Origin of the sequence: Mesorhizobium sp. M8A.F.Ca.ET.165.01.1.1 (assembly GCF_004792065.1) — a bacterium.
Lineage (GTDB): Bacteria > Pseudomonadota > Alphaproteobacteria > Rhizobiales > Rhizobiaceae > Mesorhizobium.
The window spans coordinates 27,809-45,687 of sequence record NZ_SRTH01000015.1 but is presented as its reverse complement, the minus strand read 5'-3'; the positions used below and the strand labels follow the sequence as shown (position 1 = coordinate 45,687).

Here is a 17,879-nt window from a genome sequence, read left to right as displayed (position 1 = left end):
AATGATTGCTCCCGGGCGAAGCGCATCGATGAGCGCGAGCCGCGGGGAACTGCGCACAGAGGAGACGTTTCTCGTGAGTTACGCAGACCTGAGAGGGTTCATCGAGGCGCTCGACAACCAGGGCATGGAAGTCGACCTCGCATGTTTTCCTGTACAGCAGTGGCAAAAAGCGGCACCTGGCGTCGACACGGAAGCTGAAGAGGCGGCGCTGGCGTTCATCGACTGCTCTCCCTGATCGAAGCTCCGTTGCGGAGCATCTTAGGTACAATATATACCTACACTGTGTACCTTTCTAACGCGTTTGGCAAACGCAAATTTCGAGGCGAGGAGCGCAGCGCTCATGACCAATTCAAGGCATACACATGCACTCCAGCAGGGCAGCGCCGGACCCAGTGACCGCCGATCCGAGCGTTTCGTTCCAGCTGCGACCGTTTCGCACCCCGACCTCCTGCGCGATGGTAGCGATTATGAGTTTCGAGATACGATCCATCTGATGACACTCGCGATTGGTCGCCTTCTGATCTGTCGCGATGCGTTTGGAAGACGGGCCAACCTTACGGGGTCGCAGTTCGCTGTTCTTCTCGGCACCGCATATTGTGAGGGCTGCGACGGCGTGACCATAAGGAAGCTTTCAGAACACGTTCATCTAGCCCAGACGCACGTGACGACCGAGGTCGGTCGCCTCGTTCGCATTGGCCTTCTTAAAAAGAAGCCAAGCTCGAACGACCGACGGTCCGTGCAGGTCAGTCTCTCCGACAGCGGTCGCGATGCGGTGGCCCGACTCACCCCCTTCATTCGCACAGCTAACGATTTGCTCTTTGCAGGTGTCACACGATCGGAAATCGACTCGGTCCGCAACTTCTTCGCGAAGGTGGTTTCAAACAGCGAAGGCGCGATCTTCTTCGTCAAGAAGCGGCCCGAAAGCACCTTTCCCTCGCTGGTGCTCGCACCGACGTGATGGGCTTGGCCTAAGAGATGGGTGCTCGTTAAGTCGGGGCGCGCCAGGCGATAGCCGCCGGGCGGCAGTTCCGGCCTTATGCCGTGGTTAGAGCGTCAATGATATATTGATCGCGATATAAATAATGACAATAATTACGAAGAGCCCGATGAGCAAACCGCCAGCGGGCCGGCGGAAGTAAGATATCATCCGAGAATGCAAACCATGGCCGGCATTTGTGGTCATTTCTGTTTCAATACCATCCCTTGTGCCAAAACTTCCCATAAATGAGCCAGAACCAGATACTAGCGTAAGTTCTTGGTTTCTCAAAGCTCGCGAGAACGGCCGTGGTCAGGTTGCGAAAGTCCACGCGTTGCAGATGAACTCGTAGGGTGTCAGACCCTTGAGGGTCTTGAGCTACGGGCAAAGTTGGCTGCCTACGGGAGGAACCGGTCAGAGCAGTGAACCGTGCTGCCCTTTGGCATTGCTCGTTTCGCCTTGCGGCGAGGTGACCCTCAACCTTTTCGCTCCTGCTTGGCTCTGGCAAAGCCCCGATCCGTCGCGATAAATCGCTCAAGCATGGGCACAATCAGGCGAAGGGGATCGGCGGAAGGCTGACCCGCGTCGCGGCCAAGGATCTCAGCATATCTGGACAGATCGCGGTGCAGCGGCGCCGGCAGTTCCACTGTGACCTTGACCGGCTTGTCGTCTGCAATCGGACCGAGTTTCAGCTTGGCCATTTTCAGCCTCCGTAGGGTTCGAGCACGAGATCGCGCGTAACGACGACACGCACATTAACGCCCGGCCGTATCGTCAGCGTCGGTGCGATGTTGAGTTGGCGCTGGACGATTTGCTGGCCCACCTGGCTGAGGCTGTCGGAGGCGCCGCCGCGCAAGGCGCGCACGATGTCACTTTCCTGGCCGGACGAGCCGGCCTCCGCGCCAACGCTGAGGATGGTGGTGAGTGCGGCCGCCTTGAACAGCTCGGCCCAATGGTAGTCGACGCCGTCCTCAAGGCCGGCATAGCCTTGGGCGTCAGTGCCGGGCTGGCGTTCAAGGACAATGGAACGTCCGTTGGGAAAGACCAGCCTGCTCCAGACAAGCAGCACGCGCCGCTGGCCGAAGCCGACCCCATTGTCGTACTGGCCAATGACACGCGTGCCTTGCGGGATCAGCAGCGAGCGACCCGTCGGACTGTCATAGACATTTTCGGTCACCTGCGCGGTGATCTGACCAGGCAGATCGGAACGGATACCGGTGATGAGGGCCGCCGGGATGACGGCCCCTGCCTGGAGCACATAGGGCGATGCCGGCGGCGTGACGCGATCCGGCGTCACGGTGCGCCGATCAGCGGCCGCATTCAGAAAGCCAAGCTGGCGGTCTTGTGTGGTCGACTGGCCGACCTGACCGGCAAGCTCGGGGCCGCCAAGGTTCGCCGGAGAAGTTCCCCCGGGCGGGGTTTCGGCCATCGCGGTTGACTGCCCTGTCTGGAAGAAGACGCGCGAGGTTCGGGCCGCCTCCTCTTCGGCCCGCCGGCGCTGTTCCGCCTCATCGACCATGGGTGTCGCGATCGTTGGCGGCACGACGGGCTGTCCCTTGTTCTGGGCATCAAGCATCGGCCGGCCAAGATCGCCAGGCAGTGGCGGTCCAAGAACAGGGCCGGTATAGTCGCGCGGCAGGCTGGCCAGTCCGTCGGCGGGCTGCCTGTTGGACGTCGAGTAGAGCTCGTCGCCATGCCTGCCGGTTTCGCTCGTCTGAAGCGCGTAGATCAGCGCGCCGCCGACGCCAAGCGATGCACATAAGCTGATGCCGGCGAGCACTTTGCGCGACAGGCGGGTGACACGCGGCGGATCGGCGCGAAGCTGCATCGGCGCAGCCGGTATTTCGTTCTCGTTCACGAGTGCTCCCCTCCCCTTTGACGAAATGCGTTCTTTGCATTCGGCACGGCGTTGGCGCCTGACATCCACAGGCCTCTCCTCGTGGCATCGGTGCGGACGATCCTGACGGTCTGTTGCCGCTTGCCACTGCCAAGCCGCAATTCCCCGGCGCCAAAGAGTCGGTCGACGATCAGGGTGTTCTGGTAGACGCGGCTGTTGGCAATCTCGGCCTCGCCGTCCGGGCCGATGACGAAGATGGGCGGCATCTCGCCTTGCACGATCCCGCGTGGAAACTCGACCATGACGGCGCGATAGAACCAGTCAGGCAGGACCAGTTCGACGCCAAGCGGGCGACCGCTTCGGCCGGAGCGCTCCTGCCATTCATTGATCCACGAGAAGCGATGGCGACGGCCTTCCGCGGGTTGGCGAATGGAGGTGACGACGCTTGTCGACTGCAGGCGGTCGAGCGCCGCCTTGAGGCGCAGGTAGTCTCGCTTCGAGACGCCGCGGCCGATGAAGGTAAGCATCTCGTATGGCGTCGCGGCCATCAGGCGCGACGTGCGCAATCCGGCATCCCGCGCGCTGACGATCTGGCTCGCGGCCCAGATCAGGATATCGGCATCCCAGATCGTCGCCATGCCGTGGTCGGGCATCGCTTCGACACGGATCGCCACATCGCCGGCGCGAAAATCGATCGGCGCGATGCGCCTGGATTTGGCGAGGGAGAAGAAGGGATAGGCCATGAGGTCCTGCGCATCGCGTGGCGCGACGACACCGGGCAGCGCGTGGAACAGATCAAGCTGTCCGCGTTCCGACGGTTGGCGTGTGCGTCCAGACATGGGGGAGATCAGCGGGCTCAGCGCCTCTCGCGCCCGGCATAAGCGATCAGGCGCGCCGCCTGGGGCTTGGCGGGCAGCACCGAGCCATTCGGATCGGATGTCGACGTCATCGCGCCGCGCTGCACCCAGGCCTGGAGGTCGTCGACGGCGTAGACGACGCGGCCGCCAAGTTTGCGATAGGCAGGCCCGGTGCCATAGGTGCGGTGCTTTTCCAGCGTGCGCGCAGAAAGGCTGAGGAAATGCGCGGCTTCCGAAGTGCGCAGGTAGCGCGGCGGCAATGGCGCGGCGTCGGCGTTCATGAGGTGTCTCCTTCCGGCCGTTGCGGTTGAACGGCGATCGACGGCCAGGATGGAGGAGCGTGGGGACAGTAATCAGGTGCGCAATTGAGGGGCGCTATTTCGCACCGCCGATGGTCTTCAGGATGTGCGCCGGCGCGCGCAGCAATTGGTGGTGGCCGCGCTCCGCCATCTTCACGCCATCGCGCATCGAGGAACGCATCCGATGACAAGAGGCCGGGCTATGGCGGCCGGCGGTGCGGAGAGCTTCCGCGGTCACCGGCAGAAGACGCCTCGCCCGGTACCGGGCGAGGCGTCTGCCGATTTACTCGCCGTTGCGGCGGTTGGGGCGGGACCAGATGAGGCTGTGGCCCTCGCCTTCTTCGTCGGCGAAGAGGTTGGCGTAGATCGGAGCGGTGAAGCTCGGATCGTCGAGCTTGAGCCCGAGATAGTCGCGACCCTCGTTGGAGCGCTTGGACCAGGCGGCGCCGATTTCGGCCTTGCCGACCACGACGCGGTGGCTTGGAGCGTTCTCGCCGCTGGCCCTTGTGTCGGGAACGATGCGCACGCCCTTGGCATGGACGCTGAGGGTGACGATCTCGCCGGTGAACTCGTTCGCATTGGTCTTCTTGAAAGTGCCGATGGTAGCCATTTTCAGTCTCCGTCTTCTCGTTTCCGAGCCCGCACCATGCGACCTCGATGGCGATCGCGGGGCCGAAGGCGGCCGCAGCCGCATCGCTTGCGACCGCAGCAAAGCGGAGGATGGCGCAGGCGCGCGTTTCTTGGTTCCGCGAGGAATGGGCTTCGCCCAGGGGACGAAACGCGCGACGCGCCATTGTGGCAGAGGCGGTCGAGGCTTCAGCCGTCCTTCGGCCAGATCAGCCCGTTCGAGAGGTCGTTGGTGCGCTCCGCGAAATGGCCGACGTGGAGGCAAGGGCACCACTGGTTTTCAAAATAGATGAAGCGAATTGGTGGCCGAGATGTCAGCCGACAACAGCTTGGCATGACCTGAATGAATGCTTGAGCCATCCGCTGCCAGCAGCACACGGTGAAGTACCGCGAATGTCTCATTTTGGGCCGTCTCCGGACGGTCCGAATGTGGTGAGCGTACCGCGGATAGCGGTCGTTCGGACCCAGTAGGCAAAATTTGCCGTCCGTCTACGACTCCATCGTAGTCATTCGGAGCGAATTTGCGAATACACGAAACTTGCCATCCGTTGACCCAAATTGACGGCGACTCTGACTTTGGCTGAGTCGTTTACAGAAGCTAACATTCCGTGCACGTAGGAGTTAGTTGCGGTCGGATATCACAAGTGGACAAAATCTGACGGGCTTGCCGCCATGTGGTGCCCGACGAAATACCTCCGCACTTTCAACGGCGCCGAAGCACCGCATCACTGCAGGGAACGATGAACCGGCCATCCAGAAAGCATCACTTTGTTCCTCAGGCCCAGCTTCGGCACTTTGCGGCCGATCCAGAACGACGCTCCATCTACGTTTTCGCCAAGCGGTCCGACCGATCTTTTCTGACGTCGATTGCCAATGCTGGCTCCGAGAATGACTTCAATGTGGTGAGCCTGGGCGATACCAAATGGAACTTCGAGGATCTGTTCCAGGAGGTCGATGCGCGCTCCGCGCGCCTCGTCGTCGAAATCGTCTCGCGACGTTCGCTCGCGTGGATGACGGCGGATGACCGTATTGCACTGGCCGATTTCTTCGCGACCCAGATGCTGCGGACGCATTTTAGCCGAACGGGACCAAAGCATCTGGCGGGCCAATTGCGGGAGATGATGCGCCAGGCCGGCTATGACCGGGATGCCGATCCGCACATGGCTATGCCATCTGATGCGTCAGTGAGACTTGGCGCCGTCAAGGCGTTCCTTGAACGGGAAGGTCACACCGTTGCGCTACTTGATCTTCATCCCGCCATCTATGCGAGCGACGGCGAGCATCGCTTCATCATCTCGGACCATCCGGTCAGCCGGATCAACGCATTCCCCTATGGGGATGTCGGGCTCACTTCGCCGGGCCTAGTGGTGATGCTGCCGGTTTCACCTGGCCTGACGCTTGCCCTGCATTGCCAGACGATCGTCCAACGTTACGAACTGGCGGCGAGCGCAGATATCGAGCCCGAACGCAAGACAAGAATGATCCGCTATCGGGACGGCCTGCGGTCCGGTGAGCCGATCGCTATCGATGGCAACATGGTGCGCTACCTCAATGGTCTCCAGGTCTCGCAAAGCGCTGGCTATCTTTATGCCGATACCGATGCGTTCGACTTCGCACGCGAGATTCTAGGGGAGGACGAGGACCTGCGGAACGTCGAGACCCATGTCGAGCTCGGCGAGATGGGGCATGCGCCTCCACCGCGACCGGGCATGCCCGCAGGGACGCACCTCGTCATCTTTGGTCCCCTCGATCACTGCACGCTGGCAATTGAAGAGATCGACAAGAGCGGCGAAGGCTTGACGGCACGAACCAGGCAGATCGATCTGCTCGCCCAGGTCGCCGCCGACAAGGCGATGTTGCGGGTCGAGCTGTATGTCGATCGGCGGGTGAGGCGTGGAATGGGCCAAGTGATGGTGGAGCGTTTTGGCGAACCGGCGTCCGGCTGGTTTCGGGTTGTCCATCGCGACGCGAGCTTGAGATCGCTCGGCCTTCAGCTCGATGCCGAGCGCCGTTGAGATCGCTCGGAGCGGACAGAGCGCTTCAGGATCCGGTCGAGATCGGCGTAGGTGAAGGCGGGGGCGCGGCCGATCAGGAAGGACGGCGCGAACAGATCGATCACCTTCTGACCGGGTTTCAGAGATTCACGTATCTTGCGCCTGACTTGTTTCAGTTGTGCGCCGGAAGGATTTGCGATGCCGTCGCGTTGCAGAACGGCCGTGACCATGCGCTCCAGGCGATCCTGCCGCATGCGCCCGATGCAGTAGGTTCGAATGTATCGCAACAGCGACTGCAGGAACAAACCCTGGCAGTGAAATGACTGCATGACGCCGCCCAGGGTCTGCTCGAATGCGGCTGTCACATTCGAGGTGCGGTTCATCTCTCGATAGAAGTCCAACGTTTGCGCCTCGAGGAAGCCGACGCTGATTTCAGCGGGCGGTGCGAAGAAGAGATAGGACGGCACGGGACGCCTCAGGCTCACTTGTTTGTAGAGATGCAACCCGAAGCAAAGAGCGAAGATGCAGGTGAGATTGTTGGCCGCCGCAACGTTGAGGGCACGGAGATCTTCGATGATCTCAGCCCAGCCGACGCGTTCGCCGCTCGGCGCTAGCAGGAGCCCCTCGTCAATTGTTCCGTGAGCATCGACATGGAGCACCGGCCTCAATCCCTGCTCGGCCTTCGTCGTCAACTGGCTGAACAGCTCGCTCAGTTCGCTACGATCTCGAACCGCATATTCGAACACGGGGAAACCACCGGCGGTGGAGAGGCCCTCAAGGTCTTCGAGGATACGCCGGCTGGGGCCCATCTCCTGTTCCGGTAGCGAGTGAATCCAGACGACCGCGTTGGTCTGCAGCGGTTCCGAGATCGTGAGTGCGGTGTCCGAGTACGATATCATTCTGCCGAGCCTCGCCTTGCGCTGGCGCCTGCTTGCTGGGCCTTAGACATAGCGAGGTCGACCGAGAAGGGTGGAAAGCTCAAGGCGATCGCTTAGCCCGGCGGCAGCCACATGTTGAGACACGGTGGCGCGCTCGGCTTCGGTTGTGGTTGAGCCGAGCACGATGCGTTCAATCAGAGTGGGAAGATCGACGTCGACGAGGATGCCGTGTTCGGGAACTCGGACGCCAAATTCCTCAGCCATTCTAACGGAAATGGCGAGCCGATATTCCCGCTCCCATTCAAAAGCTCGGTGCTTGAAAAAGAACCGGTCGAGCATGCCGATGCCGCGCATCCGAACCTGAGTCAAGTCTACATATTGGACCGGACCGCCCCACAGATCTTCGACGCCATATTCCGGTTTGAGCCGAAAGGGTTTGAAGGCGGCGCGCATGCGATCGGGCGTCGTGCAGATCGCGATGCCCTTGTGCTCACCGGAGTAGAGCTTCCACATCGCGTCACTCTCATAGACGGCACGGTGCCAGCAGCTTATCTTGGTCAACCGTTTAAGTTGGAAGAAGGCGCGCTCCACGCCCTCCACTTCGGCGTAGCGCGGATCAGGCGGCGGCACGTTCAATTGGACAGCGACGGCGCCTTCGAAAGGATCGATAAACTGATTGGCCGATGCAAAATAGAGTCTGCTTTCAGCGAGCGTTGAAAGGAAGCGCTCGAAACGAAAATACTTCCATAGCGTCTCGTTGCCTTCGATCGCAATTTCTCCAATCTTGCGCACCACAAACTCCATTTACAGTAACGCTTACGTAAGGCCCATTCTATTTCAAGTCTACTACAGCACGGGCTGCGGAGAAGGCGGAAGAGCCCGTCTATGATGCGCCGCCGAAAAGCCACGTTGGCGAGTTGGTAGGACTGGGTCGCCTCCTGGAGTTTTATCTGGCGCCCGTAGTGGACGCCGCCGTCTACCACTATCATGTTGTCGGCGGTGTAAGTAATCTGGTCGCCTACGGGGGAGAGACCATTGGCAGAAAACAGCATCATCAGCGTTGCCGTGCATGACCTGAAGAAGGACGCCGACAAGTTCGACATCGCGTTGGGCAAATCGAATTTGAAGGTCACCGAACCGGTCCAGCGACTCGTGGACGTACTGGACAAGCTCTATGGCCGCCGCACGTCCAAGTCCCATGGTAAATTCTCCGATGATGAGGACAACTACCCCACTCAACGGCATCTTCGAGAATACGTGGAGGCCGAGGAGAAGGATTTCGCTACCCTTACGGAATCGCTGATGAAGACGTTGGCGGTAAACGCCCAGACCAAAGCGGCTGCCACTGGTGGTCACGTTTTCTTCGCGCACTTCACCCGGGACGAGCGGCACTATCTCATGGTCGCTATCGTCACCGATACGCTCAGCGCTGCGCTTACCCAGCAGAACGACGTACACGATGTGGCTCATCTCGACATCGAAGGATTCAGGTTCGCCGGGCGCATCAACATCACCGGATGGGCGAACAAGGAGGATCGCTACATAGGGTTCCTCAAGGGCAAAGGGAACGTCGCCGAATATTTTCAGGCTTTCCTCGGCTGCATCGACTCCGTGCAGGAGAAGGCCGACACCAAGAACCTGGTGGAGGCCTTGATGTCCTTCGCCGACGATAAGAGCCTGAAGCCCGAGGCGAAGACGGCCTTCCTGACCAAAGCCAAGGAAATTTGCGACCGCGCTGCGTTCAAGCGGGAGGAACTCTCATTCGACGCACTCACCAACGAGTTGCTGCCCGAGGATCCAGGGAGCCTCCGCGATTACCTCGCCAACCCGGACCTGAAGCTCAATGACTGGTTCATACCCAACAGGGCAGTGCTGAACACCCTAGTCCGTTTCAAAGGGCGCACGGACCACTGGTCACTTGAGTTCGACCGCAAGGCGATCCAGGAAGGCGAGGTGACCTACGATCCAGAGAATCAGACGCTCACCTTGCGCAATCTGCCTGCTGAATTGAAGGACAGGTTGAGCGGTGAATTCGAAGATGCCTAGGCTCGGTTGGCAAGACATCGAGCCCATCTATGCCGTCACGGCCTTCGCCGATGATGGCACCGGCACGCTGACCATCACTACGCAGCCCATACTGAACGCCCTTCTGCTGATTGACCAGGACGAGGACGCAGCCGCCGATGCCGGCATGGCGTTGCTCACCGAAAGAGATCAGCTCGAGCTGGGCAAGCAAGCGCATGTCCAGTTCAATGCGCCGCGGACGTCGCTCGGCAGGTTCGCATTGTCCTTCGCCAACCTGATTGCTGGACCGAAAGCCCGTGTGGAAGAGCCGGCCAATTACTTCGTCGTGGACGGCAGGTTGACCCGGCACTCTCAACCACCGTCGGACCTACAACTGAGATACCGATCAGTTCTTTCGCTGGTGGCATTGCTGGCGCGGGCTGCCGCCTTCCTCGATGGAGTTCAGCAGGAACTCGTCTTCTTTCGCGATGGCCGCATAGCAATCCCGGTAGACTACGATGAGAAGGACCTGACCAGCCTCAAGGCTGACCAAGTCGCAAAACTCGTCGGACTGTTCGCGGATCCAGTGCATCTCGAGCAGAAGCTCACGATCCTGTCGGAGGCCGTCATAGACCTAGTCGCAGGTCTGCCGACCGGACAGAGGTTCCGCCATGTCATGCGTGGGGTCGGGGAGATCGTCGAAAAGGTGGCCGCAGGCTACCGGCTATTCGCCTCCAGCTTCACCTATTCCAAGATCCGGCGAGAGGTCGAAACCGCGCAGGCCGAATTCATCACCCGCATCCACAAGACTTTCGTGGACCTTCAAGGTCAGATACTCGGCATCCCTATCGCCACGATCGTCGTCGCTTCGCAACTCAAGGTCGCAAAGGCTTGTGGAGTTGAGGTATGGACGAACATCGCGGTGATAGCCGGCGCCTGGATATTCGTCCTGTTCCTTCTCGCGAGCATCGTGAACCAATGGCTGACTCTCAAGGCCATAGCGTTTGAGTTCGGGCGCCAACAAGATCGGCTGGTCAAGGATTTTGCCGAGGTAAGGGGTGACTTCAACACGGCGTTCGAGCAGCTGACGAATCGTGCCTTCTGGCACCGCGTGGTTTTCGTGGTAGTTGGTCTCATCGGTGTCGGAGGAGCAAGCTTCGCGACGTGGGCGGCCACCAAGCTTATTGAAGTCGAGATTCACACCTGCATCTGATCAGGTAGAAGGACTGTACCCGCCTACAATAGGTGGCCCGATCCCGGACCATGGCGGAACCAGCTTTAGGGACCTGAGCGGACATCGGCCCCGAATGACAGGTTTAGGTAATCGTCAAGCGAACCTGAATGACCGAAAATAGGCGCAAAACTGCCGTCCGTTCAGCAACAAGCCCAACCATCAGTGATTTCGGTGGTCACTGAAAATCGAAGTTGAACTGCACTAATTCCCATATTCCAGTTTTGGGTATATTTTGTTGGGAGGGAGGACTTGGTACGTGGGGGCGTCGCGCTTTCTAGGACAGGCTACAATCGAGATTCCGCAGAACTTTCAGTGTTTTGTGGAAGGCGCATTAATTCGACTACAAGTCCAGTATCCGTCGCTGCGGTTTTCGGCCTCGGGTCACGGCGTAGCTGTAGAAGAGATTCCGCCGGAGAGGCTGGACGATTTGCGAAAGAATGTCCTTCACGCCATCTATCGTGAGAAGATCTACTCGGAAACGCTTTCGCTGCGACAAGCGTTGATCGGGGCGGTCACCGCCACATGACCGTATGGCCGCTCAAATTCAGAGATCGCCCGGACGGAAAGCTTCTGTTTAGCGACGATGCCGGTGGGTTCTTTCTCGGTAGCGACGAGTTTCTAGGGAGATACGCACGCGATGCGCTCTCGGCCGACGACCAGAGATTTCTTCGTGGCAATGGACATACGTTTGAACGCGAAGGCGATCCTGATTGGACATCGTTTGCCTATCGTTGGGCGGGCAGGCAGTCGAAGCAGCAAGAGCTGTCGTATCTCATTCTCGTTCCGACTTTGCGTTGCAATCTGACTTGCAGCTATTGCCAGGTTTCCCGGGCCCCTGAGGCCGCACGGGGCTTCGACTGGTCCAACGAAACATTGAACGCGGCGCTCGACTTCATCGGCAATTTGAATGGTCCTGATATCAAGATCGAGTTTCAGGGCGGGGAGCCTTTGCTTCGCGTTGATCTGCTCGAGCAGATCAGAGCTTTCACCCGCACAAGATTTCCGCGCAGCCAGTTTGTCGTTTGCACCAACCTCCAGCGCATGGGTGAGGTGGAGTGGGCTTTTCTTGATCAGCCGGACACGTTCGTCAGCACGTCACTGGATGGGAACCACGAGACACACACCCGGCAGCGGACTGGCGACAGTCTGGCGACCGATACATTCCTCGGAAATTTGGCTGAAGCTGTCAGGCGTCTCGGCCCCGGCAAGGTTTCCGCCCTGCCAACCATCGCCGTTGAGCGTCCGCCGAATTTTGAGGATCTCATCGGTAACTTCGAGCGGCATGGCATACAGTCGATATATCTCCGTCCGATAAACCACCAAGGCTTTGCGCGCCGGCGCAAGAGCGATGCCAATGCGATCGCTCGATGGAATGCGCTCCATTCAGGTTTCATCGATTATCTCATCGAACGTAATCACCGCACCGGCCGATACGTTGAAGAGTACTATTTCAGCCAGTGCCTGCGGCGATTCTTGAGATCAGGCACCGATGATCATGTCGATCTTCGCAATCCGAATTTCTTCGCGTCCGACTACATCGTTGTCGATCACGATGGGCAGTTATACCCGACGGACGAAGCCAGGATGCTGTCGCGGATCGGACGTGTCGATCTCTCGATTGGAACAGTGGCCGACGGCATCAATCAGCAAAAGGTGCAGCTACTCGATCAAGCATCGATGAACAACTTCGATGCCGATTGCATCCACTGTGTTTATCAGCCTTTTTGCGGCACGGACGTCGTCGACGATCTGTCTCGCGACGGCCATATCGATCTCATTCGCAGTGAGACGTGGTTCTGCAGACGGCATATTTCTCTATTCGACAAAGTCGTAGAGGTGATGACGCGTTGCGACGACGCAGCTCGGCAATCCGTCGCCAAATGGGCCGGAGTTCCCTCCTGGGGAGATCACATGGTCCCGGTCCACGCATGATCCCGCTTCGCCTCAAAATTGAGACTAACGCGATCGATCCATATGTGGTTCGACTCCGGTCCTTCGAGGGCGTTGCCCACGACATGCCAACGCTCAGCTCGTTCGATGCGGTGCTGGGTAACGCATCCGGCGAAAGTGCAGACTTTTCGGGCGGAGAGGGAACGCTCCGTGTCTACGGAATCGACCCCAGTGACGTGAATGGCGACGTGCTGTTTGTTGTGCCTCGACGGGGGACTGCACACCGTCTCATCCGGGCAAATTCCCGTCACAACACGCTGCTGGTTACCGAACGATGCGACCAGCTTTGTCTGATGTGTTCGCAGCCGCCGAAAGCGCACCACGTAGACATGTTTCCGTTTTTTGAGACGGCAGTCCTTCTCTCGCCAGAAAACGCAACGATCGGTCTATCTGGCGGAGAGCCGACGCTCTTCAAATCGGAACTGCTCGAGTTCCTGGGGCGAATGCTGGCAGCGCGGCCCGACATTGATTTCCACGTTCTGACCAATGCGCAACACTTTGACCGCGTTGATCTGGCTAAGCTCGGCGAGCTGAATTTAAATCGTGTCCTTTGGGGTGTTCCCGTCTACTCGAGCGACCCCGAGGTTCATGACCGGATCGTGGCAAAGCCAGGTGCGTTCGATAAAGTTAGAGAAGGCCTGTCAATCCTTTGCCAGGCCGGCGCAAAAATCGAATTGCGTACGGTGCTTATGAAGCCGAACGCCCTCGGTCTGGCGGATTTGGCCAAGTTTGTGACGACATCGCTGCCCTTCATCGACAAATGGGCGATCATGCAGCTCGAGAACATCGGCTACGGCAGGCAGAACTGGCACTCGTTGTTCTTCGACAGCTCCACAGGTTTCGAGGTGGTTGGCAAGGCCCTCGATCTCGCCATCAGCCGCGGAATTGACGCCATACTGTACAATTTTCCGCTGTGCACGCTTCCGCCCAACTATCGGACGCTGGCCCCGTCGACGATTTCAGATTGGAAGCGAACTTACCTCTCGGAATGCGCTGGCTGCGTACTGCGTGACGACTGCGGCGGTTTCTTCGAATGGCACCCGAAAACGCATGGGTACGAAAGGTTCGGTCTCGCGTGAAAAAACGGCTCTTTACGATCCCGTCGTTGCTCGCTGCCGGCTTCATGCCGATTGAAAGTATCGCAATGCCGATTGCTCCGTTCATTGACGGAGGCAAGTCGAAATCATTGTTCGACATTTTCAAGCTTGACCACAAATTCACCTTGGCCGGTCACAGATCTCACTCCAGCCACAGCAGTCACAGCTCTCACAGCAGCCATCGATCATCGACGGGCGGCACCTATTTGCCGCGTGCCCCGGTCTATCAATCTCCAGCGCCTGTCTATCAAGCTCCGGCGCCAGTCTATCAGGCGCCCGCGCCGACCTACCAGGCGCCGACCGCCGCTCCGCCGGCTGCGGCGTCGCCGCTGGTCGTGCTTCCAGGGACCGCTGCCAAATTCAAGGAGATCGTCCTCCAGGTTCAGTTCGCGATGCTATCGTTCGGCTATTACAATGGCGAGTTGGATGGAAAGATGAGCCCTGCGATGCGATCTGGGCTCCTGAAAATGCAGTCGGATTACAATCTCAAGGTAACAGGCACCATTACGCCGGAGACACTGAACGCCTTGCGCATTACAGCGGATTAATTTCACCGAAATGATTCGTATTTACAGACAGCGGCACTACCCCGCACTGGCGCCCCCTCATTCTTCGGCGGAAAGACCCACCCACCAAATTCCGACAATGCTGGCTTTAGTAAACCGCGAGACTGATCTCACGGCCAACACAAACGGCGATCCCAGCGCCAGCATCGCTAACCACCCGTCTGCATTCGGCGGGTGGTCAAATCGGAAGGAGTGACCGAGATTGGCGCTGAGCAGCCGTTCACTCCAGGATCGTACGCCTGCCGATAGCGCAATAAGTGGACCAGGCGCCGGACGGAGCCTCTTCAGGAAAGGCGCCGTCGAACGCGCAGCAACTGGCGATAGCCGCGCTCGACCATTTTCAGGCCGTCCCGCACAAGGCGTTGCGTCTGATAGCGAAAGGCCGAGTCGTGCCAGTCGGCGACGCTGACTAGCCGACGGCCAAACAAGGCGGTTGCGACGTCGAAATGAGATGCCTGCTCCTCACGGCCGTCAAGGCATCGCAGCATCAGGCCAAGACGCCGGCGCTGTGCCCCGGTCAAGCGGGCATCGGGAAGGTGCTGCCTATGGATCGAGCGGATGAACCGCTCGATCGCCTGAAGCCTTTCGTGCGCCATGTCATCGAGTGGAATTATGGCGGCCAACGGTTCGCCTGCCTGCGCATCGCCGAGAAGCGCCAGTTGCGTAGCGCCTGACGTAGAGCGCACGTGAAGGCCGATTTCATCACGCTGACCCGTGGCCAGCGGAACGTCGAGGACCTCCCGCGCTCGCAGATCCGGCGGAACTTCGACTAGGTTCACGACCCCAGGATCGATCTGAGGCGCCCAATATACGGGCTGCTCGACTGCGGATTGGTCAGGCCTGGCGGCGAAACTGCAAACCCCAGCGCTTGCGCAATGCGCGCATCGCCTTGGCCGAGCGGGAGACCGCGAAGTCCTGCTGATACTGGGGATTGCGTCGCAGGAACTCCCATGCAATCGCATCGGCGGCGGCCCCTTTAACGAACGCATATGCCTGTGGGTCACGCCACTGCGATGTATCCGGCTTCATCCGTATCCTTCCCTTCTCAAGGATTTGATAGGGGGACGCGGCGTTGAGCGAAATCCTTGGATTCCGTCATTGACGAATGAACAAAGAGCGATCTCGGCGCCGAGCAGTCAGGCCTAGACTTGCGGTGCCTACTGGCTCGCGCCTTGCAGTGTCTTGAAAGTGTCCGTCCAGGCGCGATACGCGTCATCATCGCCCTGGCTCCAAGCGCTGAAGGCGCGCCAGGCGGCGAAAGATGATGCAGGCTGCTCGAACAGCACGCCGATAGACTGATCGCCTGCGGGCCAGCCGGTAGGCTCGTCGCTTATCGTTTCATGCGTGAGGCGCCGCAGATCGGCCAAGGCCGAGCGGATGTGCGGCAGCGGAAATTCGCAAAGGTCGGTGTTGTCAGTCGCCTCCCGAAGGATGACCGCGAGCTTGGCGACCACGCCCGCCAAGGACTGCGCTGGCGTCGCCACAATCTCAGCCAGCAAGGCGTCTGCCTTTTCAGCGTCATCCTGCTCCGTCGTCCGGGCATCGAGACCGCCACAGTCGGCGTCAGCCCCCTCCTCGCGCCCAATGACTTCGTCGGAAGACAAGATCGCGCCGCGCCTTAAGAGCCCCTCGTCCGCCTGCTGCTGCCGGACACAAGAAGCCAGCATCGCAACGTGCGCATCAATCCAGGCAAGGGACAGAACGAGGGCGGGATCGGCTGACGGCTGATTTTCGGCTCCATGGCCAGCCAAAGGCTTAGGATGCCCTGCGGTCAACGAACTGCGCGATTTCCGTCCACGCGTGACGGAAGGCAAAGTCGTGGTAATGTCGGAATCAGCCATGATCCGAGCTCTACACAGCTTGGTTTTGGTCAGGTCGGGCACGGGTGTTCCTGCACTCTGCTCGACCGTTTCGCCGCAGCATTGCAGACCTTGGAGGTCACCCCTCCCGGGCCACATGCGTCGGTAACAGTGGTGATTTAGATGAACGCGGACAAAAAATCAAGCCCCATGGCATCAAATGATACTTTTGGTATAGATGAACTTACAAGCGGACAAATGCGAGCCGCACGCGCTTTGCTTCAATGGGATCAAAAAACGCTTGCGGAACAGTCGAAGGTTTCCCTCGCGACAATCAAGCGACTAGAGCCTCAGGCCGGCCCGATAAGAGCAAACAGAGTCACTATTGACGCGTTACGACGCGCATTCGAATCCGCAGGTATTCAGTTTATCCCAGAGAATGGTGGCGGTGTGGGCGTGCGCCTCTCCCGCCGTTCCGATTATTCATAGGCAAACTTCCGCGAACTCCGGCAGGAGACGCCTCGCCCGATACCGGGCGAGGCGTTGGCCAGTTCACTCACCGTTGCGGCGGTTGGGGCGGGACCAGATGAGGCTGTGGCCCTCGCCTTCTTCGTCAGAGAAGAGGTTGGCGTAGATCGGAGCGGTGAAGCTCGGATCGTCCAGCTTGAGGCCGAGATAGTCGCGACCCTCGTTGGAGCGCTTGGACCAGGCGGCGCCGATTTCGGCCTTGCCGACCACCACGCGGTGGCTTGGAGCATTCTCGCCGCTGGCCCGGGTGTCGGGAATGATGCGCACGCCCTTGGCCTGGACGCTGAGGGTGACGATCTCGCCGGTGAACTCGTTCGCATTGGTCTTCTTGAAAGTGCCGATGGTAGCCATTTTCAGTCTCCGTTCTTCGTTTCCGAGCCCGCACCATGCGACCTCGATGGCGATCGAGAGGCCGAAGGCGACCGCCGCCGCATCGCTTGCGACCGCAGCAAAGCGGAGGATGGCGCAGGCGCGCGTTTCTTGGTTCCGCGAGGAATGGCCTTGCCCAGGGGAAGAAACGCGCGACGCACCGTTGCGGCATAGGCGGTCGAGGCTTCAGCCGTCCTTGGGCCAGATCAGCCAGTTCGAGAGGTCGTTGGTGAGCTCTATGAAATGAGGGAGAGAGGCGACGGCAGCACTGGCCATCAAGAGATATGAAGCGCGTTAGTGGCCCATATCTCCACCGAAGGCGATTTGGCGAGATCTAAAAGAAAGCTTGCGCCGATCCGGCACCAGCCGCACACGGTCGTATACAGCGAATGTCTCGTTTGGGGCCGGAAGCTGCTTGGCAGATTTCGGAAAGACGCAGCGAGACCAAACGTCCGCACAGATGGCGCAGGCTGATCTATCTCACCGAATCCCAGACGAGCGACAGCAAGAGGTTAGCGCTCGCGAAGCGCCCCGATGGTATCGAGCACTCGTACGATCTTGTCGGCACCCTCAGGGGTCTTGTCCCATAGGCCGCGTAAGCTCGCCTGCAACTTCGTCCAGGCGGCAGTTTCGGCGTTGGGCTCGATCACGGTTGAGTCCATTTCCAGCCCCAATACCTTGCAAATTTGCACCACGCTTTCGCTGATGCGGCGAAACTTGCCACGCGTGATGCGGCCGACCTGGCTGGCATGCACCCCAACTACAGCGCCGATCTGCGTGTCAGTGAGTGCGCAATCGGTGCGCGCTGCGACGATTCTTGCGCGGAGTACAGAAATCTGATTTTCATTTGCCTTCATGCAGATT

Annotated in this window: 22 protein-coding genes and 1 pseudogene; 10 read left to right on the top strand and 13 right to left on the bottom strand. The window is 59.5% G+C overall.

The genetic code is table 11. The annotated features are described in order from the left end of the window. Positions 1–235: hypothetical protein (locus EN808_RS36470; RefSeq protein ID WP_210235462.1), on the top strand; the 235-nt coding region annotated here is incomplete at its 5' end. 105 nt (positions 236–340) lie between these two features. Continuing rightward, entirely contained in the window at positions 341–958 is a 618-nt protein-coding gene (locus EN808_RS28540; RefSeq protein ID WP_135917376.1) for a MarR family transcriptional regulator, read from the top strand. Between the two features lie 494 nt (positions 959–1,452). On the opposite strand, the gene EN808_RS28535 is transcribed toward EN808_RS28540, so the two are convergent. The 6 genes and pseudogenes from EN808_RS28535 to EN808_RS28515 all read right to left on the bottom strand — a co-directional run bounded on the left by EN808_RS28535 (position 1,453) and on the right by EN808_RS28515 (position 4,579). Next, entirely contained in the window at positions 1,453–1,677 is a 225-nt protein-coding gene (locus EN808_RS28535) for a DUF2274 domain-containing protein (protein WP_135880872.1), read from the bottom strand. Between the two features lie 2 nt (positions 1,678–1,679). After that, a complete protein-coding gene (locus tag EN808_RS28530; protein ID WP_135917500.1) occupies positions 1,680–2,804 on the bottom strand; it encodes a TrbI/VirB10 family protein in 1,125 nt (374 codons plus the stop codon). A 26-nt stretch (positions 2,805–2,830) separates the two neighbouring features. Next, positions 2,831–3,079, bottom strand: a complete 249-nt coding sequence (locus EN808_RS37215) for a TrbG/VirB9 family P-type conjugative transfer protein (protein WP_245525145.1) — start codon at positions 3,077–3,079, stop codon at positions 2,831–2,833. A 33-nt stretch (positions 3,080–3,112) separates the two neighbouring features. Next, positions 3,113–3,652 (bottom strand): annotated as a pseudogene (locus EN808_RS28525) (replication initiator protein A); the annotation flags it as partial. Positions 3,653–3,669: 17 nt separating this feature from the next. After that, positions 3,670–3,951: a helix-turn-helix domain-containing protein gene (locus EN808_RS28520; RefSeq protein WP_135917375.1), complete on the bottom strand. Its 282-nt coding sequence runs from the start codon at positions 3,949–3,951 to the stop codon at positions 3,670–3,672. A 301-nt stretch (positions 3,952–4,252) separates the two neighbouring features. Further along, positions 4,253–4,579 carry a DUF736 domain-containing protein gene (locus tag EN808_RS28515; RefSeq protein WP_027042653.1) on the bottom strand — a complete coding sequence of 109 codons (327 nt, stop codon included), beginning with the start codon at positions 4,577–4,579 and terminating at the stop codon, positions 4,253–4,255. A gap of 757 nt (positions 4,580–5,336) precedes the next feature. Here EN808_RS28515 and EN808_RS28510 point away from each other — a divergent pair. Continuing rightward, entirely contained in the window at positions 5,337–6,611 is a 1,275-nt protein-coding gene (locus EN808_RS28510; RefSeq protein WP_135917374.1) for a DUF4238 domain-containing protein, read from the top strand. Here the strand turns inward: EN808_RS28510 and EN808_RS28505 are convergent. Continuing rightward, positions 6,587–7,489 (bottom strand): hypothetical protein, encoded by a 903-nt coding sequence (locus EN808_RS28505; RefSeq protein WP_135917373.1) that lies wholly within the window; start codon positions 7,487–7,489, stop codon positions 6,587–6,589. The genes EN808_RS28510 and EN808_RS28505 overlap by 25 nt on opposite strands. 42 nt (positions 7,490–7,531) lie before the next feature. Further along, the gene (locus EN808_RS28500) at positions 7,532–8,260 is read right to left on the bottom strand and encodes a DUF2971 domain-containing protein (RefSeq protein ID WP_210234929.1); all 729 of its coding nucleotides are present in this window, start codon (positions 8,258–8,260) and stop codon (positions 7,532–7,534) included. Positions 8,261–8,503: 243 nt separating this feature from the next. Between EN808_RS28500 and EN808_RS28495 the strand changes: the two genes are divergently transcribed. From EN808_RS28495 to hxsA, 6 genes are all read left to right on the top strand, one after another. Continuing rightward, entirely contained in the window at positions 8,504–9,514 is a 1,011-nt protein-coding gene (locus EN808_RS28495) for a nucleoid-associated protein (RefSeq protein ID WP_189522242.1), read from the top strand. Further along, positions 9,495–10,685 carry a hypothetical protein gene (locus tag EN808_RS28490; RefSeq protein ID WP_135917370.1) on the top strand — a complete coding sequence of 397 codons (1,191 nt, stop codon included), beginning with the start codon at positions 9,495–9,497 and terminating at the stop codon, positions 10,683–10,685. Before EN808_RS28495 ends, EN808_RS28490 begins: the two co-directional genes overlap by 20 nt. Positions 10,686–10,962: 277 nt before the next feature. Then, the gene (locus tag EN808_RS28485; RefSeq protein WP_135917368.1) at positions 10,963–11,232 is read left to right on the top strand and encodes a hypothetical protein; all 270 of its coding nucleotides are present in this window, start codon (positions 10,963–10,965) and stop codon (positions 11,230–11,232) included. Continuing rightward, complete coding sequence (gene hxsB / locus EN808_RS28480) at positions 11,229–12,638, top strand: His-Xaa-Ser system radical SAM maturase HxsB (RefSeq protein ID WP_135917367.1); 1,410 nt, start codon at positions 11,229–11,231, stop codon at positions 12,636–12,638. The genes EN808_RS28485 and hxsB overlap by 4 nt, the downstream gene beginning before the upstream one ends. 83 nt (positions 12,639–12,721) lie before the next feature. Further along, the gene (gene hxsC / locus EN808_RS28475; protein ID WP_348630944.1) at positions 12,722–13,735 is read left to right on the top strand and encodes a His-Xaa-Ser system radical SAM maturase HxsC; all 1,014 of its coding nucleotides are present in this window, start codon (positions 12,722–12,724) and stop codon (positions 13,733–13,735) included. Then, on the top strand, positions 13,732–14,301 hold the full coding sequence (hxsA, locus tag EN808_RS28470; RefSeq protein ID WP_135917365.1) for a His-Xaa-Ser repeat protein HxsA: 570 nt from the start codon (positions 13,732–13,734) through the stop codon (positions 14,299–14,301). The genes hxsC and hxsA overlap by 4 nt, the downstream gene beginning before the upstream one ends. A gap of 302 nt (positions 14,302–14,603) precedes the next feature. Here the strand turns inward: hxsA and EN808_RS28465 are convergent, their stop codons facing one another. The 3 genes from EN808_RS28465 to EN808_RS28455 form a co-directional block, all read right to left on the bottom strand. Then, on the bottom strand, positions 14,604–15,098 hold the full coding sequence (locus tag EN808_RS28465) for a DUF2285 domain-containing protein (protein WP_135906815.1): 495 nt from the start codon (positions 15,096–15,098) through the stop codon (positions 14,604–14,606). 55 nt (positions 15,099–15,153) lie between these two features. Further along, entirely contained in the window at positions 15,154–15,348 is a 195-nt protein-coding gene (locus tag EN808_RS28460; protein ID WP_135906814.1) for a DUF6499 domain-containing protein, read from the bottom strand. Positions 15,349–15,476: 128 nt separating this feature from the next. Then, a complete protein-coding gene (locus EN808_RS28455; protein ID WP_245521035.1) occupies positions 15,477–16,202 on the bottom strand; it encodes a hypothetical protein in 726 nt (241 codons plus the stop codon). A gap of 99 nt (positions 16,203–16,301) precedes the next feature. Here EN808_RS28455 and EN808_RS28450 point away from each other — a divergent pair, with 99 nt between their 5' ends. Next, positions 16,302–16,607: a transcriptional regulator gene (locus EN808_RS28450; RefSeq protein ID WP_245511644.1), complete on the top strand. Its 306-nt coding sequence runs from the start codon at positions 16,302–16,304 to the stop codon at positions 16,605–16,607. Between the two features lie 63 nt (positions 16,608–16,670). Here EN808_RS28450 and EN808_RS28445 read toward each other — a convergent pair whose 3' ends face one another. Together EN808_RS28445 and EN808_RS28440 are read right to left on the bottom strand one after the other, a co-directional pair. Further along, positions 16,671–16,997, bottom strand: coding sequence for a DUF736 domain-containing protein (locus EN808_RS28445; RefSeq protein WP_135917364.1), 327 nt, complete (start codon positions 16,995–16,997; stop codon positions 16,671–16,673). Positions 16,998–17,527: 530 nt separating this feature from the next. After that, positions 17,528–17,872 carry a hypothetical protein gene (locus EN808_RS28440; protein WP_135906812.1) on the bottom strand — a complete coding sequence of 115 codons (345 nt, stop codon included), beginning with the start codon at positions 17,870–17,872 and terminating at the stop codon, positions 17,528–17,530. Between the last annotated feature and the right edge of the window lie 7 nt (positions 17,873–17,879).

What these genes read in the sequence shown, in the direction of transcription:
- EN808_RS28540 (WP_135917376.1), top strand. Translation starts at nt 341, where the DNA reads ATGACCAATTCAAGGCATACACATGCACTCCAGCAGGGCAGCGCCGGA.
- EN808_RS28535 (WP_135880872.1), bottom strand. Translation starts at nt 1,677, where the DNA reads ATGGCCAAGCTGAAACTCGGTCCGATTGCAGACGACAAGCCGGTCAAG.
- EN808_RS28530 (WP_135917500.1), bottom strand. Translation starts at nt 2,804, where the DNA reads ATGCAGCTTCGCGCCGATCCGCCGCGTGTCACCCGCCTGTCGCGCAAA.
- EN808_RS37215 (WP_245525145.1), bottom strand. Translation starts at nt 3,079, where the DNA reads ATGCCGCCCATCTTCGTCATCGGCCCGGACGGCGAGGCCGAGATTGCC.
- EN808_RS28520 (WP_135917375.1), bottom strand. Translation starts at nt 3,951, where the DNA reads ATGAACGCCGACGCCGCGCCATTGCCGCCGCGCTACCTGCGCACTTCG.
- EN808_RS28515 (WP_027042653.1), bottom strand. Translation starts at nt 4,579, where the DNA reads ATGGCTACCATCGGCACTTTCAAGAAGACCAATGCGAACGAGTTCACC.
- EN808_RS28510 (WP_135917374.1), top strand. Translation starts at nt 5,337, where the DNA reads ATGAACCGGCCATCCAGAAAGCATCACTTTGTTCCTCAGGCCCAGCTT.
- EN808_RS28505 (WP_135917373.1), bottom strand. Translation starts at nt 7,489, where the DNA reads ATGATATCGTACTCGGACACCGCACTCACGATCTCGGAACCGCTGCAG.
- hxsB (WP_135917367.1), top strand. Translation starts at nt 11,229, where the DNA reads ATGACCGTATGGCCGCTCAAATTCAGAGATCGCCCGGACGGAAAGCTT.
- hxsC (WP_348630944.1), top strand. Translation starts at nt 12,722, where the DNA reads ATGCCAACGCTCAGCTCGTTCGATGCGGTGCTGGGTAACGCATCCGGC.
- EN808_RS28460 (WP_135906814.1), bottom strand. Translation starts at nt 15,348, where the DNA reads ATGAAGCCGGATACATCGCAGTGGCGTGACCCACAGGCATATGCGTTC.
- EN808_RS28450 (WP_245511644.1), top strand. Translation starts at nt 16,302, where the DNA reads ATGAACGCGGACAAAAAATCAAGCCCCATGGCATCAAATGATACTTTT.
- EN808_RS28445 (WP_135917364.1), bottom strand. Translation starts at nt 16,997, where the DNA reads ATGGCTACCATCGGCACTTTCAAGAAGACCAATGCGAACGAGTTCACC.
- EN808_RS28440 (WP_135906812.1), bottom strand. Translation starts at nt 17,872, where the DNA reads ATGAAGGCAAATGAAAATCAGATTTCTGTACTCCGCGCAAGAATCGTC.